Below are 14,841 nucleotides of genomic sequence, written 5' to 3'. Positions count from 1 at the left end.
GGCCTTTTGTCGTCCGGGGGGGGGGGTGCCGGGCGCGGGGCCGCGGGGGGGGACGCGCGGGTAAAAGAGAAGAGCCGCGTCCGGACGCCCTCACCGACGTCCGTACGCGGCGTCTCCGCCTGCCGGGGCGCTCTGCGCACCGCCCACGCCCGTCCGCGTGTCATCGCGGCCGCGGCCTCCCCGGCGGCACCGCTCCCCGTCCCCAGGGGTTCGGTGCCCGTCTTCGACCGGCCTCGGGGCCGGTGTCCTTCTTTCCCCTGCTCAGCGGGCGATCAGATCGGCGACGGCCTGGGCCTGGTTCGCCATCTGCTCCCACCCCCCGAAGAGCAGCACCAGCAGCACGGCGCACGGCAGGGCCATGGCCAACGCCACGGCGGGGTGCCGCGTGGGCTGCTCGGCGGACCCCGTCCGGAGGGAGGCCTGCCGACGGCGGCGGGGGGTTCCCGTGAGCTGCGGTGGCATGTCCTGGCTCCTGATCCGGTCGAGTTGGCGCGGTGGACGGCTTACCTCGGGGGACGAGCTCCCCGTCCACCGCTGAGCACAACGCTATTGGTCGGGGGCCCCTCCGGGCGTCATGCCGTCGTACTGTTCCTCGGACGTCCCGGAGGATGACGATCGGACTTGAGGCCTACTACCGCAGGGGGACAGCGGGCTCATCCGACCCCCGGGGGAACCCTGAGGGGCAACCCCGAGAGGCCCTCCGACGGCCCTGTGACCTGCAGGTCAGCGCAAGATCCGACAATCGCACGGTGGCTACGGGTGTTGCGTATCAGCACACCGCAGCGGGCAGTCCGTAAGCTGTGCCAGACAGAAACTGACGATGGCCCAACCGACGGGGCCTCACCCACCGGCTGACGGGGAACGAAACATGGCGATGATGCGGCTGAGGCGTGAGGACCCCCGCATCGTCGGGCCGTACCGCCTGCACCGGCGACTGGGCGCCGGCGGCATGGGCGTGGTCTACCTCGGCTCCGACCGCCGCGGACAGCGCGTCGCCCTCAAGCTGATCCGCGCCGAACTCGCCGAGGACCAGGAGTTCCGCACCCGCTTCGCCCGCGAGATCGCCGCCGCCTCCCGGATCCGGGGCGGCTGCACCGCGCGCGTGGTCGGCTCGGACATCGAGACCGAACGGCCCTGGCTCGCCACCGCGTACGTCCCCGGGCCCTCGCTGTACAAGCGGGTCGGCGACGAAGGACCGCTGAACTGGCCCGAAGCGGCCCGGATCGGGGCCGCGCTGGCCGACGGACTGGTCAAGGTGCACGAGGCCGGAGTGGTCCACCGGGACCTCAAGCCCTCCAACATCCTGCTCTCGCCCCGGGGCCCGCGCATCATCGACTTCGGCATCGCGTGGTCGCGCGGCGCCAGCACCCTCACCCACGTCGGCACCGCCGTCGGCTCCCCCGGCTTCCTCGCGCCCGAGCAGGTGCGCGGGGCCGCCGTCACCCCCGCCACCGACGTCTTCGCCTTCGGGGCCACCCTCGCCTACGCGCTCACCGGGGACACCCCGTTCGGATCCGGGGCCTCCTCCGAAGTGATGCTGTACCGGGTCGTCCACGAGGAGCCCGACCTCGCCGCCGTACCGCCGCAACTGGCGCCGCTGATCCGGGCCTGCCTGGCCAAGGAACCCGCCGAACGGCCCGGGGCCGCAGCGCTGCACGAGCGGCTCAGCGAACTGGCCGCGCGCGGGACCGCGGCCGGAGCCTCCGGCACCACCCGCGCGGCGCGAGCCGGACGGGGCGGCCCCGCGCCGGTCCCCGCCCCGGCCCAGGCCCCGCAGGAGAACGGCCGGCCGGGCGTGCCCGCCCCCGGGCGCTCGCCCGAACCACCCGCCGCGGCCCGGGCCCGAGCGGCGGCGGGCCGCCCCGGCGCGCAGGCCGCCGGGGCCGCCGGACGGCGCCCCCAGGGGCCGGGCGCCCCACTCCCCCGGCCCGAGCCGACACCGGTCACCCGGCCGCTGCGGGCACGCCCGGACCGACCGCAGACCCCGCCCCCGGCCCGGCCCGGGCCCCGCGACGCCCGTGACCCCCGCGACGCCCGCGACCGGGTGCGTCCCCGGGACCGCCAGCACACCCCCGCCCCCGGCGGGCGGCCCGGCGCCGCGCGGCAACGGCTGCTCCGGCAGCGGCTGGTCGTCTTCGTCACCGTGACCATCGGGGTGGCGCTGGCCATCGCGGCGGCCCAGGGGTGCGAGAACCGGGACAACCGGAGCGTGCGGCCACCGGCCGCGGTGGTGACCAACACCGGCTCCGGCGGCGAGCAGGCCGTGCCCGGGACATCGGCGGACGTCGCGCCGCAGGCCTCGACCACCCCCCTCCCGGCAGCGGCACGCGGCGGTACGGACGGCGGGCTGACGGCCCCCCAGGCGCCGGTGCCGGCCGTGGACTGGCCCAACCGCAGCTACCCCGACGGGGCCGGCGGGCCGGCCATCGCCCTGCAGAACGGGCACTCGGTCGGCGCCGGGCCCCAGGTCGCGCTGAGCGCGGTGCTGCCGGCCCGGTACAAGGGCCTGCCGGCCGCGGTGGTCGTCCTGCGACGGGTGGAGGGCTCGGCCCCGGTCGACCTCGTCCAGCTCTACACCTTCACCGGGGACGCCCCGGCCGCCACCACCTCCCGCACCTCGGTGGCGGACCCGCAGGCGACGGCCAGCTGGCGACTGGACGGCAGCACGGTCGTCCGCGAGGAACGCGCGGCCGCCACCGGCACCGTCACCTCCACCCGCTACGCCGTCCGCCCCGACGGCACCCTCGACGAATCCTGGACCGGCGCCGCCACCACCCCGCCCCCCGCCGCCGCCCCGGCCCCGCCCACCTCCCCCACCGGCTGAAGCCTCCGGGCCGGCTCCCGGTTGTGCGGCGGCCGCTGCGAAGGCGTGCGCGGGCGGGGGCATTGCGCGAAAAGTCGAGCGGACCGACTTCCGGTGTCGGGTGATCCCCGGGCCTCGCTGTGGCCGGGTGCCCGGCAGGTGGCCCCGGCAAGAACGGGCATGCGCGAGAAGTCGGGCGGGCCGACTTCTGGTGGTGCGGCGGCACCTGGCGAGGCGTCGAGTGGGCGGGGCGCGGCGTGGGAAGTCGGGTGGGCGGGCTTTTGGGGGTGGGGCCGTGGTTGCGGTGTCAGGGGCCGGGCAGCGCCCGGGTAGTCGGGTGGGGCGACTTCTCGCGCGCCGGTGAGGGGGTCAGGGGGTCGTGACGGCGTAGAAGGCGACGGCGGCGGCGGCGCCGACGTTGAGGGAGTCGATGCCGTGGGCCATCGGGATGCGGACGGGGTGGTGGGCGGCGGCGATGGCGCGGGGGGTGAGGCCGTCGCCCTCGGCGCCGAGCATGAGGGCGGCCTTGGGGAGGCTGTGCGGGGCGAGGGTGTGGAGGTCGACGGCGGTGTCGGCGGGGGTGAGGGCGAGCAGGGTGAAGCCGGCCTCGCGGACGGTGTCGAGGGCGGCGGGCCAGGGGTCGAGGCGGGCGTACGGGACGGCGAAGACCGCGCCCATGGAGACCTTGACGGCGCGCCGGTAGAGCGGGTCGGCGCAGTCGGGCGAGAGCAGGACGGCGTCCATGCCGAGGGCGGCGGCGCTGCGGAAGATGGCGCCGAGGTTGGTGTGGTCGACCAGGCCTTCCAGGACGGCGACCCGGCGGGCGCCGGCGAGCACCTCGGCGGCGTCCGGAAGGGGCTTGCGCTCCATCGAGGCGAGGGCGCCGCGGTGCACGTGGTAGCCGGTGACGGCTTCGGCGAGGGCGGGCTCGACCACGTGGACGGGGGCGTCGGCCTCGGCGATGACGTCGCCCATCACCTCCAGCCACTTGGAGGTGAGCAGCATCGACCGCATCCGGTAGCCGGCGGCGAGGGCGCGGCGGATGACCTTCTCCCCCTCGGCGATGAAGAGGCCCTCGGCGGGTTCGCGGCGGCGGCGCAGCTCGACGTCGGTGAGGCCGGTGTAGTCGGCGAGGCGGGGGTCGGCCGGGTCGGTGATGGTGCGGGGTTCGGACACCCTGCGATCTTGCCAAGCCCGGGCGGGGAAGGCCAAACGGCGGAGGGGGCGGGTGGTCCCCGGCTGGCTGTAGTGCAAATATGACCGTATGGCCCGAAATCCGGGCCGATCCTGGGCTCCGTCGGCCTCTGGCGCCACTGGCTCCGCCGGCTCCCCCGGTGGGCGCCCACACGGTCGGCCGCAGCTGCCGCACGCGAAGCCGCGGTGGCCCGTGTGGCACCGGTCGGTGGCGGGGCAGGTGTTCGCGCTCCAGATCCTGGTCGTGCTGCTGCTGGTGGTGGCGGCCGCGGTGGCGCTGGTGGTGCAGTCGCGCAACGACGCCGAGCACGAGGCGCGCAACCGTTCGGTGGCGGTGGCGCAGACCTTCGCCAGTTCGCCGGGCATCGTCGACGCGCTGCGCTCCCCCGACCCGACGGCCGTCCTGCAGCCGAGGGCGCAGTCCGCGCGGGTCGCCGCGGGCGTGGACTTCATCGTCGTGCTGAACAACCAGGGCATCCGCTACACCCACCCGAACCCGGCGCTGATCGGCCGGAAGTTCGTCGGCACCTACGAGCCCGCGCTGCACGGGCAGGTGGTGACCCAGCGCGTCTCGGGCACGCTCGGCTCGCTGGTGCAGGCGGTGGTCCCGGTGTACGCGCCGGACGGTTCGGTGGTCGGGCTGGTCTCGGCGGGCGTGACGCTGAAGAGCGTCAGCAGCGCCAGCGAGCGCCAGCTGCCGGTGGTGCTGGGCGCGGCGGCGGCCGCGGTGGGGCTGGCCACGCTCGGGACGGCGCTGGTCAGCCGTCGGCTGCGGCGCCAGACGCACGGGCTGGGCCCGGTCGAGATGACCAGGATGTACGAGCACCACGCGGCGGTGCTGCACGCGGTGCGCGAGGGCGTGATGATCCTCGGCGGGGACGGCCGGCTGCTGCTCTGCAATGACGAGGCGCGCCGGCTGCTGGACCTTCCGCCGGACGCCGAGGGCCGCCCGGTGGCCGGGCTGGGCCTGGAGCAGCGGCCGCTGGACCTGCTGACCGCCGAGCGCCCGGTGACCGACGAGGTGGTGCTGTCCGGGGAGCGGCTGCTGGCGGTGAACGTCCGGCTGATCGACCAGCCGGGCGGCCCGCCCGGCCGGGTCGCCACGCTGCGCGACTCCACGGAGCTGGCGGCGCTGTCCGGCCGGGCGGAGGGCGCGCAGCGGCGGCTGCGGCTGCTGTACGACGCCGGGGTGACGGTGGGCAGCACGCTGGACGTGACGCGGACGGCGGAGGAGCTGGCGCAGGTCACGGTGCCGCGGTTCGCGGACTTCGTCACGGTGGACCTGGCGGACCAGGTGCTGACCGGTGAGGAGCCGCCGCCGGGCCCTTCACTGGGGCGGATGCGCCGTACGGCGGTGACGGGCGTACGGGACGACGCGCCGTTCTACCCGGTCGGCACGGTGCTGGACGTGGTGCCCGAGACCCCGCTGGCCGGGGCGCTGCACAGCGGGGAGCCGGCCATCGAGCCGCGGCTGGCGGAGGCCGGCCGGTGGCGGGAGCAGGACCCGGAGCGGTCGGCGCGGGTCCTGGCGTACGGGGTGCACTCGCTGGTGCGGGTGCCGCTTCGGGCGCGCGGGGTGCTGCTGGGGGTGGCCCGGTTCTGGCGGGCGCAGCGGGCGGAGCCGTTCGAGGCGGAGGACCTGGCGCTGGCCGAGGAGCTGGTGGCGCACGCGGCGGTGTGCATCGACAACGCCCGCCGCTACACCCGGGAGCACGCGATGGCGGTGACGCTCCAGCACAGCCTGCTGCCGCGCAAGCTGCCGGAGCAGACGGCGCTGGACGTGGCGCACCGCTACCTGCCGGCCCAGGCCGGGGTGGGCGGGGACTGGTTCGACGTGATCCCGCTGCCGGGCGCGCGGGTGGCGCTGGTGGTCGGGGACGTGGTGGGGCAGGGGCTGCACGCGGCGGCGACGATGGGCCGGCTGCGGACGGCGATCCACAACTTCTCGACCCTGGACCTGCCGCCGGACGAGCTGCTGGGGCACCTGGACGAGCTGGTGAGCCGGATCGACCAGGACGAGGCGGCGGGCGGGGAGCGCGCCGGGGTGGCCGGGGCGACCTGCCTGTACGCGATCTACGACCCGGTGTCGCGGCGCTGCACCCTGGCCACCGCCGGGCACCCTCCGCCGGCGGTGGTGGACCCGCAGGGCCGGGTGGTGTTCCCGGAGCTGCCGACCGGGCCGCCGCTGGGGCTGGGGGTGCTGCCGTTCGAGAACGCCGAGCTGGAGCTGGCCGAGGGCAGCCGGCTGGTGCTGTACACGGACGGGCTGGTGGAGGACCGGCAGCGGGACATCGACGAGGGGCTGGAGCTGCTGCGGGCGGCGCTGGCCGGGCCGCCGCGCACGCCCGAGCAGACCTGCGCGGACGTGCTCGGGGCGATGCTGCCGGAGCACCCGCAGGACGACATCGCGCTGCTGGTGGCGCGGACCAGGGTGCTGGCACCGGAGCAGGTGGCGCAGTGGGAGGTGCCCTCCGACCCGGCGGCGGTGCGCGAGGTCCGGGCCGCGGTGGCGGAGCGGCTGACGGCCTGGGGGCTGGCGGAGGCGGCGTTCGTCACCGAGCTGATCCTGAGCGAGCTGGTGACCAACGCGATCCGGTACGGCTCCGGGCCGATCCGGGTGCGGCTGCTGCGGGACCGTTCGCTGATCTGCGAGGTGTCGGACGGCAGCAGCACCTCGCCGCACCTGCGGTACGCGGCGACCGAGGACGAGGGCGGGCGCGGGCTGTTCCTGGTCGCGCAGTTCGCGGACCGCTGGGGGACGCGTTACACGGCGACCGGGAAGGTCATCTGGACGGAGCAGCCGCTGGAGTAGGAAGTCGGCCGGGCCGACTTCCCACTCCCCCGCGGGCCTACCGCTGGAAGGCGGCCGCCAGCACGTTGACGACGTCGCCGATGACGATGACCGCCGGGGGCTTGACCCCCTCGGCCTCGACCACCGCGGCGACGGTTCCGAGGGTGGCGTCCACCCGGCGCTGGGCGGCGGTGGTGCCCTCCTGGACGATCGCGACCGGGGTGTCCGCCGGCCGGCCGTACTCGACCAGCCGGGCGGCGATCGCGCCGATCTTGTCCACGGCCATCAGCAGCACCAGGGTGCCGCTCATCCGCGCGGCGGCCTCCCAGTTGGTGAGCGAGCGCTCGTCGTCCGGGCCGACGTGGCCGGAGATGACGGTGAACTCGTGGGTCATGCCGCGGTGGGTGACGGGCACGCCGGCCGCGGCGGGGACGCTGATCGAGCTGGAGATCCCGGGCACCACGGTGACCGGCAGCCCGGCCTCCGCGCAGGCCAGCAGCTCCTCGCCGCCGCGGCCGAAGACGTACGGGTCGCCGCCCTTGAGCCGGACCACGAACTTGCCGGCCTTGGCGTGCTCGACCAGGGTGCGGTTGATCGCCTCCTGGGCCATGAACCGGCCGTACGGGATCTTGGAGGCGTCGATCACCTCGACGTGCTCGGGCAGTTCGGCGAGCAGCTCGCGCGGGGCGAGGCGGTCGGTGACGACCACGTCGGCGTCGGCGAGCAGCCGGCGGCCGCGCACGGTGATCAGGTCCGGGTCGCCGGGGCCGCCGCCGACCAGGGCCACGCCGGCCCCGTGCGAGCGGTACTGACGGGCGGCCAGCGAGCCGTCCCGCAGGCCGTCCACGATGGCGTCGCGCAGGGCGGCGGAGTGGCGCGGGTCGCCGGTGAGGACGGCCACGGTGGCGCCCGCGTCGCGGCCGCTGGCCGGGGTCCAGGCGGTGGCCGCGGCGGCGTCGTCGCTGCGGGAGCAGAACACCCGCTCGCGCTCGGCCTCGGCGCTGACCGCCGCGTTGACGGCCGGGTCGTCGGTGGCCACCAGGGCGTACCAGGTGTCGGCGAGGTCGCCGTCCCGGTACGGGCGGGCGTGCCAGGTGAGCTCGCCGGCGTCGGCCATGGCCTGGACGGCCGGGGTGGTGGCGGGCGCCACCAGGTGCAGGTCGGCGCCGGAGGCGATCAGGGCGGGCAGCCGCCGCTGGGCGACCTGGCCGCCACCGACCACGACGACGCGGCGGCCGGCCAGCAGCAGGCCCACCGGGTAGGGGGTACGGCCCTCGGTGCTCGGGTGCGGGGTGGGCGCGGTCATCGGCGGTGCTCCTGATCGGGGATGAGGGTGTGGGGACGGTACGGCACGTCACCGCTCCGCGGTCCGGCGCGCCCTCGGGCCGGACCGCGGAGCGGTGACGGGGTGCGTCAGGCCTTCTCGGTGACCCCGGCGGAGTCGAAGGTGGCTACATCGTGCATCGCCCGGGCCGCGCTCTGCACCAGCGGCAGGGCCAGCAGGGCACCGGTGCCCTCGCCCAGCCGCAGGTCCAGGTCGATCAGCGGGCGCAGGCCGAGCTTCGCCAGCGCGGCCTGGTGGCCGGGCTCGGCGGAGCGGTGGCCGGCGATGCAGGCGGCCAGCACCTCGGGGGCGATGGCCTTGGCGGCCAGCGCGGCGGAACCGGCGATGACGCCGTCCAGGATCACCGGGGTGCGCAGCGAGGCGGCGCCCAGCAGGAAGCCGGCCAGGGCGGCGTGCTCCAGGCCGCCGACGGCGGCGAGGACGCCGATCGGGTCGCTCGGGTCGGGCTGGTGCAGGGCCAGCGCGGCGCGGATGACCTCGACCTTGCGGGCGTGGGTCTCGTCGTCGATGCCGGTGCCGCGGCCGGTGACCTCGGCCGGGTCGAGGCCGGTGAACACCGAGATCAGGGCGGCCGAGGCGGTGGTGTTGGCGATCCCCATGTCGCCGGTGACCAGTGCCTTGTTGCCCGCCGCGACCAGGTCGCGGGCGGTCTCGATGCCGACCTCGATGGCCTTGAGGGCCTCCTCGCGGGTCATCGCCGGGCCCTGGGTCATGTCGGCGGTGCCGGGGCGGACCTTGCGCGGCAGCAGGCCGGTGGCGCGGCCCTGTTGGACGGCGTCCGGCAGTTCGGCGGCGACGCCGACGTCGACGACGCAGACCTCGGTGCCGATCTGCTTGGCGAAGGAGTTGATCACCGCTCCGCCGGCCAGGAAGTTGCCGACCATCTGGGCGGTCACCTCCTGCGGCCAGGGGCTGACGCCCTGGGCGTGCACGCCGTGGTCGCCGGCGAAGATCGCCACGCAGGCGGGCTCCGGGAGCGGCGGCGGGCACTTGCGGGACAGGCCGCACAGCTGGGCGGAGATGATCTCCAGCATGCCGAGCGAGCCGGCCGGCTTGGTCATCCGCTTCTGCCGGTCCCAGGCCTCGCCGAGCGCCTTGGCGTCCAGCGGGCGGATGCCGCGCAGGGTGTCGGCGAGCAGGCTCTGCGGCTCCTCGCCGGGCAGCGCGCGGTTGCCGTACTGCTCCTCGTGGACGACCCAGGACAGCGGGCGCTTCTTGGCCCAGCCCTGCTGCTCCAGCTCGGGCTCGTCCGGGAACTCGTCGACGAAGCCGACGCACAGGTAGGCGACGACCTCCAGGTGCTCGGGCAGGCCGAGCTCGCGGACCAGCTCCTCGTCGTCGAAGAAGCTCACCCAGCCGACGCCCAGGCCCTCGGCGCGGGCGGCCAGCCAGAGGTTCTCGACGGCCAGGGCGGCCGAGTACGGGGCCATCTGCGGCTGGGTGTGCCGGCCCAGGGTGTGCCGGCCGCCGCGGGTGCGGTCGGCGGTCACCACGATGTTGACCGGGGTGTCGAGGATGGCCTCGATCTTGATTTCCTTGAACTGCTTGGCCCGGCCCTTGGGCAGCGAGTCCGCGAACGCCTCGCGCTGGCGCTCGGCCAGGGCGTGCATCCGCCTGCGGGTCTTCGCCGAGCGGATCACCACGAAGTCCCAGGGCTGCGAGTAGCCGACGCTGGGCGCGGTGTGGGCGGCCTCCAGGACGCGGATCAGCACCTCGTGCGGGATCGGGTCCGGGCGGAAGCCGTTGCGCACGTCGCGGCGCTCGCGGATCACCTGGTGGACGGCCTCGCGGCCGGCCTCGTCGTAGCCGGGGGCGGCCGGGCCGCGCGGCTCGGCGGGCTCCTCGGGCTGCGGCTCCGGCTGCTCCTGCGGCTCCTCGGCGGCGGGCTGCTCCTCGGTGGCCTCGGCGGCTTCGGCGGGCTCCGTGGCCTCGCCGGCTTCGGCGACCTCGCCGGACTCGACGGTCCCGGCGGCGGGCTGCTCGGCCTGGGGCTGCTCGGCGGCTTCGGCGGGGGCCTCGGCGGCCTGCTCCTGGACGGGCTCCGCCTCGGCGGCGGGCTCCTCGACGGCGACGGGCTGCTCAGCGGCGGCCTCGGGCTCGGCCGGGGCCTGCGCCTGCTCGGCGGCCGGCTCCGCGGGGGCCTCGGACTCCGGAGCGGCGGCGAGGGGCTGCTCGGCGACGGCCTCGGCGGGCGCGGCAACCTCGGCGGCCTCGGCGGCGGGCTCCTCGACGGCTTCGGCGGGCTGCGCCGCCTCCGCCTCGGGGGCGGCCTCGACCGGAACCTCGGCGGCCGGCTCGACAGCTGCGGCGGCGTCGGCCTCCGCCGGCGCCTCCACGGGCTGCTCCGCGACCGGCTCGGCGACGGCCTCGGCCGGGACCTCGGCCTGCTGCTGCGGCTGCTCGCCCTCGGCCGCGGGCTCGGTGACGGCCTGGCCGGAGGGCATCTCACCGGTGCCCGCGGCGGTCTCCGCCACCGGCTCGGCGACGGCCTCCGACACGGCCTCGGCCGGAACCTCGGCCTGCTGCGCGGCCTCGGCGACCTCGGCGGCTTCGGCAACCGGGGCGGACTCGGCGCCCGCCACGGCCTCGGCGACGTGAGCAGCCTCAACGGCCTCGACGACCTCGACGGCCTGCGGCGCGTCGGCGGCCGCTATGGGCGCGGGCTGCTGCGGGGCCGTCTCCTCGACCACCGGAGCCTGCCCGGCCGCCCCGACCTTGGGCAGGCCGTGCGGGGTGGGCGCGGCGAGGAAGGCGGAGATCCGGCGCGGCTGACCGGCCGGGGCCGCGGCCTCGGGCTGCTCGGCGGGCACGGCGGCGCCGTCGGCGGCAGCGCCCTCGGCGGCGACGGCCTCAGGAGCGGCGGGAGCGACGGCGGTCTCGGCGGCCACGGGCTCGGCGACGGGTGCGTCGGCCGCCTCGGCCACCGGCTGGGCGGCCTCGGCCGGAGCCGGCTCGGCCGCGGGGGCCTGCGGCGCGGCCGCGACGGCGGTCTCCACGACCTCGGCGGCCTGAGGGGCCTGCGGGGCCTGGGGAGCCGTCACGTCCTGCACGGGCTGCGCCGGGACGGCCTCCGGCGTCTCGACGACCTCGATCACCTCGATCGCCCCGACCGTCTCGACGGCCAGCACGGTCTCGACCGGCGGCACGCCCAGCGGCACCTGCTGGGCCCCGTGGGCCTGCGGAGCCTGCTGGACCTGCTGGACCTGCTGGGCCTGCGGGAAGTCCTGCGCCTGCGGCAGCTGCTGCCCCTCCACGACCGGGGCCGCCGGAGCGGCCGGGACGGCCTGCGGCGCGACGGCCGGAGCCGCGGCCTCGGCCATCGGCGGGCGGCCGACCACCGGGATGCCGTGCGCCGGCGTGCCGCCCTGCGAGGGGCCGCGGTCGGCCAGCGAGCGGACCGGCACCTGGCCGGTCATCAGCGACGGGTCCGGGATCGGCGGACCGGCGTGCAGCGGCCGGCGCGGCTGCTGAGCCTGCGTCATCGGCTGCTGCGCCTGCTGGACGGGGTGCTGCTGGACGCCGTGCTCGGCGCCGAGCACCGGCGGGTCCACCGGCGGCCAGGACGGCTCGACCGGCGTGCCGTCGTGCTGCGGCGCGAGCGGCACCTGCTCGGCCGGGACGGCCGCGAGCGGCTCGCCCCAGGAGCCCTGCGGACCGGGCATCAGCAGCACGTCGTCCTCGTCGTCCAGGCCGTCCGGCGTGTCGGGCTGGTCGAGGAAGTGGAAGGCCGGGCGCGGGGCGCCCTGGTCGACGCCCCAGCCCTCGCCGGGCTGGCCTGGCTGCGGCAGGCCGGGAACGCCGTAGCCGTACTGGCCCTGCGGCGGGATGCCGCCCGCGCCCGGGGGCACCGCGCCGGGGACACCGCCGATCGGGGCCGCCGGGTTGGGGATCGCCCCGCCGTCCGTCGCGACGCCCTGGAGGGGTGCAACGCCCGCGACGCCCTCCGGTCCGCCGAGCGGGTCCGGCCCGCCGTGCAGGTGCTCCGGCATTCCCTCGCCCGGAACGTGGCCGCCATCGGTCATTGTCAAAGCTCCTTCCAGGCCGCTGCCGCGCCCTCGGCGACACGATCACCGATCGCAGCGCCCATCCGCACGGGCCGAACCAGCACCGGCCCGCCCCTAACCACACGCGGCCGCCGCGCCGTGGCGCTGCGGCCCAAGTCCATCCGGCGCGCTGCGGCACCCCGGTCCGGCGCACCGCCCGTAGGGGGCGGCGCATCGTCTGAAACAACGACAACCCGGAGCAACCGGCACGACCGCACCGGACCCTACGGCATTCTCCAGGTCCGGCACGAGGCCCGTCGAATTGCCCACACTTCGAGCGGAACCGGATTGCACCGCGTCAAAAAGGTGACAAACCGACTGAATCGGGTGGGTCGCCTACCCTTGCAGTCGCCCAGGACGTCACACTACCGGCACCGCGCGGTCACCTCTCGAATCGGTGTCCGGATGCGACCTGGATCACCGTCGGCGCCACCGGACGATCCCGGCGCGGGCCCCGGACGGGCCCACGGCCTTCACACGATCTGCTCACCCCAGAGGACCAGCGCGCCGGTTCCGCCCGCTCCCAGCGCCAGCCCCTCGCCCTCCCCGACCGGCCGCAACGGGCTCGCCTGGAGCAGCGCGCCGTCCGCCCGGTAGCCGGCCCCGGCGATCGCCCGGTGGACCTCCTCGGCCTCGGTGAGGGTCCGGGGCAGCGCGACGAACCGTTCGGGCCGGCGGGCCAGCACCGCGCGCACCACGTCGAGACCGCCGGACTCCACCACCGCCGCGTCCGGTTCCGGCAGGCCGCCCAGCACCTCGGGGCCGCTCCCGTACACCGCCTCCACCTCGACGCCGTAGCGGCGGGCGTTGACGGTCAGCCGGGCGCAGGCCGAGCGGGAGCCCTCGACCGCGACGACGGCGGCGCCGAACCGGGCCGCCTCCACCGCGAGGGCGCCGCTGCCGGCGCCGACCGACCAGACCAGGTCCCCGGGGCGGGCGCCGAGCCGGGCCAGCACCAGGGCGCGCACGTGGGCGGGGAGCGCCTCCGGTGCGCCCGGCTCGCCTTCCGTGCGCCCGGCGCCCGCGTAGGCGTCACCGGGGAGCGCCCAGCCGCGTTCCACGCCGGGGTAGCCGACCGGGCGCCCGGCGAGCCAGCCGGCCGCCTCGTCCACCGCCCCCGTCCGGGCGCCGCCGCCGATCACCAGCACCACGTTGGGGTCGCGCCACACGTGGTCGGCGATCCGGTCGGAGGTGAGGACGGTGACGTCCTCGTCGGGGGTGCCGAGGGCCTCGCAGACCACGAAGGTCCGGTGCACCCCGCGCAGCATCAGGGCGAGTTCGGCGGGCCCGGCGCCCGGCGCGGTGAGCACCGCGACCTTGGGGTGGGCCCGGCAGATGTTGGCCGCGCGGCGCAGCCGTCCGCCGTGCGCGCTGACCACCTGGGCGTCCTCCCAGGGCATGCCGGCCCGGGCGAAGGCGGCGGCCACCGAGGAGACGGCGGGCAGCACCTCCAGTTCGAGGCCGTACTCGGGGCGGCGCAGGGTGCGCACCACCCCGAAGAACCCCGGGTCGCCCTCGGCGACCACGACGGCGGCGCCGCGGTGCTCGGCGATCCTGCGGGCGGCCTGCCGGACGTTGCCGAGGGCGATCCGTTCGGCGGCCTCCGGCACCGGGAGGGCGTTCAGTTGGTAGGGGGCGCCGGCGACCAGGGTCGCCGCGGCCAGGGCCGCGCCGGCGGCCTCGGTCAGCGGTGTGCCGTCCCACCCGATGACCGTGATCCGGTCAGCCATCTGCGGCCGTTCTCCCTCGACTCGGTGCGCCACTCGATCCGCCGTCGTGCGGCACCGGTCCAGAGGCTACCGGGTGCGGTCGGCCGGAGCCCGACATCTCGCACACATGTCCGCGCCGGGTGAACAGGCGGCGTGTCTCAGTCGCGCAGCACGTAGCGGTGGTCGCCGTGCCAGCCCTCGCGGTGCAGCTCGGGGGACTCCAGGTCCTCCGGGAGCAGGCTCCACAGGATGAGGTCGCTGCGGCTGTCCTGAAGCACCTCGCCGGACTCCCCGCGGACTATCCAGGCGCTGCGCAGCACGCCCTCGCTGATGCCGCCGATCTTCTGGGCGACCTGCTGGGCGGCGGTGTTCCCGGCGGCGGTGCGCAGTTCCAGGCGCAGGAAGCCGCGGTCCTCGAACAGCCACTGGGCGACGCCGAGGACGGCCTCCGGGGCGTAGCCCTCGCCGCGCGCCCAGACGGCGGTGACGTAGGAGATCTCCGTGCTGCGCAGCCGCCAGTCGGTGTTGCGCAGCTCGACCAGGCCGACCAGGCGCTGGGTGAGGTGCTCGGTGACGGCGAAGACGATGCCGCGGCCGGCGGCCCGGTGGGCGGGGGCGAGGGTGCGGGCGAGTTCGGCCGCGTACTCCTCGGTGAAGGGGTGCGGCAGGTCCGTCCAGGCGAGCACGAGGTCGTCGGCCATCATCGTGGCCAGGCCGGGGGCGTCGTCCTCCGCAAGGGGTCGCAGCAGCAGCCGTTCGGTGCTGATGGCGGTCTCGGGGAAGCTCGCTGCCATGCCGTCTCTCCTCGCCGGGTCGTGAACACAACACCGTACGCCTCCGGCGTGCCCCGGGTGCCACGCGGTGCGCTGCCCGCACGACGGTACGTCAGAACGCGGTCGGTCGGAGTGTCCCTGCTGCATACTGCCCGACCGGGCCCCCGTCGCGGTGCGGTGGCT

At 76.5% G+C, this 14,841-nt stretch carries 7 protein-coding genes and 1 pseudogene; 2 read left to right on the top strand and 6 right to left on the bottom strand.

What is annotated here, in order from left to right; all coding sequences use genetic code 11:
• Nucleotides 1–261: 261 nt before the first annotated feature.
• Nucleotides 262–462 carry a hypothetical protein gene (locus ACFU7Z_RS22310; protein WP_049656200.1) on the bottom strand — a complete coding sequence of 67 codons (201 nt, stop codon included), beginning with the start codon at nt 460–462 and terminating at the stop codon, nt 262–264.
• A 406-nt stretch (nt 463–868) separates the two neighbouring features.
• Here ACFU7Z_RS22310 and ACFU7Z_RS22305 point away from each other — a divergent pair.
• Nucleotides 869–2,191, top strand: a pseudogene (locus tag ACFU7Z_RS22305) (protein kinase); the annotation flags it as partial.
• A 981-nt stretch (nt 2,192–3,172) separates the two neighbouring features.
• Here ACFU7Z_RS22305 and ACFU7Z_RS22300 read toward each other — a convergent pair.
• On the bottom strand, nt 3,173–3,979 hold the full coding sequence (locus ACFU7Z_RS22300; RefSeq protein ID WP_049658657.1) for an RNA methyltransferase: 807 nt from the start codon (nt 3,977–3,979) through the stop codon (nt 3,173–3,175).
• 88 nt (nt 3,980–4,067) lie between these two features.
• On the opposite strand from ACFU7Z_RS22300, the gene ACFU7Z_RS22295 reads away from it, so the two are divergent.
• The gene (locus ACFU7Z_RS22295) at nt 4,068–6,809 is read left to right on the top strand and encodes a SpoIIE family protein phosphatase/ATP-binding protein (RefSeq protein ID WP_079272096.1); all 2,742 of its coding nucleotides are present in this window, start codon (nt 4,068–4,070) and stop codon (nt 6,807–6,809) included.
• Between the two features lie 37 nt (nt 6,810–6,846).
• Here the strand turns inward: ACFU7Z_RS22295 and cobA are convergent, their stop codons facing one another.
• The 4 genes from cobA to ACFU7Z_RS22275 all read right to left on the bottom strand — a co-directional run bounded on the left by cobA (nt 6,847) and on the right by ACFU7Z_RS22275 (nt 14,679).
• The gene (cobA, locus tag ACFU7Z_RS22290; protein ID WP_380779124.1) at nt 6,847–8,094 is read right to left on the bottom strand and encodes a uroporphyrinogen-III C-methyltransferase; all 1,248 of its coding nucleotides are present in this window, start codon (nt 8,092–8,094) and stop codon (nt 6,847–6,849) included.
• A 107-nt stretch (nt 8,095–8,201) separates the two neighbouring features.
• Nucleotides 8,202–12,155, bottom strand: a complete 3,954-nt coding sequence (gene cobT, locus ACFU7Z_RS22285) for a nicotinate-nucleotide--dimethylbenzimidazole phosphoribosyltransferase (RefSeq protein ID WP_380779122.1) — start codon at nt 12,153–12,155, stop codon at nt 8,202–8,204.
• A 494-nt stretch (nt 12,156–12,649) separates the two neighbouring features.
• On the bottom strand, nt 12,650–13,906 hold the full coding sequence (gene cbiE, locus ACFU7Z_RS22280; protein WP_380779120.1) for a precorrin-6y C5,15-methyltransferase (decarboxylating) subunit CbiE: 1,257 nt from the start codon (nt 13,904–13,906) through the stop codon (nt 12,650–12,652).
• A 137-nt stretch (nt 13,907–14,043) separates the two neighbouring features.
• Nucleotides 14,044–14,679, bottom strand: a complete 636-nt coding sequence (locus tag ACFU7Z_RS22275) for a GNAT family N-acetyltransferase (protein ID WP_049652062.1) — start codon at nt 14,677–14,679, stop codon at nt 14,044–14,046.
• Between the last annotated feature and the right edge of the window lie 162 nt (nt 14,680–14,841).

This window comes from Kitasatospora sp. NPDC057518 (assembly GCF_042802075.1).
Classification (GTDB): Bacteria; Actinomycetota; Actinomycetes; order Streptomycetales; family Streptomycetaceae; genus Kitasatospora.
This window is presented reverse-complemented; position numbering and strand designations above follow the sequence as displayed.

Coding starts and splice junctions, on each gene's coding strand:
- cbiE (WP_380779120.1), bottom strand. CDS start 13,906: ATGGCTGACCGGATCACGGTCATCGGGTGGGACGGCACACCGCTGACC.
- cobT (WP_380779122.1), bottom strand. CDS start 12,155: ATGACCGATGGCGGCCACGTTCCGGGCGAGGGAATGCCGGAGCACCTG.
- ACFU7Z_RS22275 (WP_049652062.1), bottom strand. CDS start 14,679: ATGGCAGCGAGCTTCCCCGAGACCGCCATCAGCACCGAACGGCTGCTG.
- ACFU7Z_RS22295 (WP_079272096.1), top strand. CDS start 4,068: ATGGCCCGAAATCCGGGCCGATCCTGGGCTCCGTCGGCCTCTGGCGCC.
- ACFU7Z_RS22310 (WP_049656200.1), bottom strand. CDS start 462: ATGCCACCGCAGCTCACGGGAACCCCCCGCCGCCGTCGGCAGGCCTCC.
- cobA (WP_380779124.1), bottom strand. CDS start 8,094: ATGACCGCGCCCACCCCGCACCCGAGCACCGAGGGCCGTACCCCCTAC.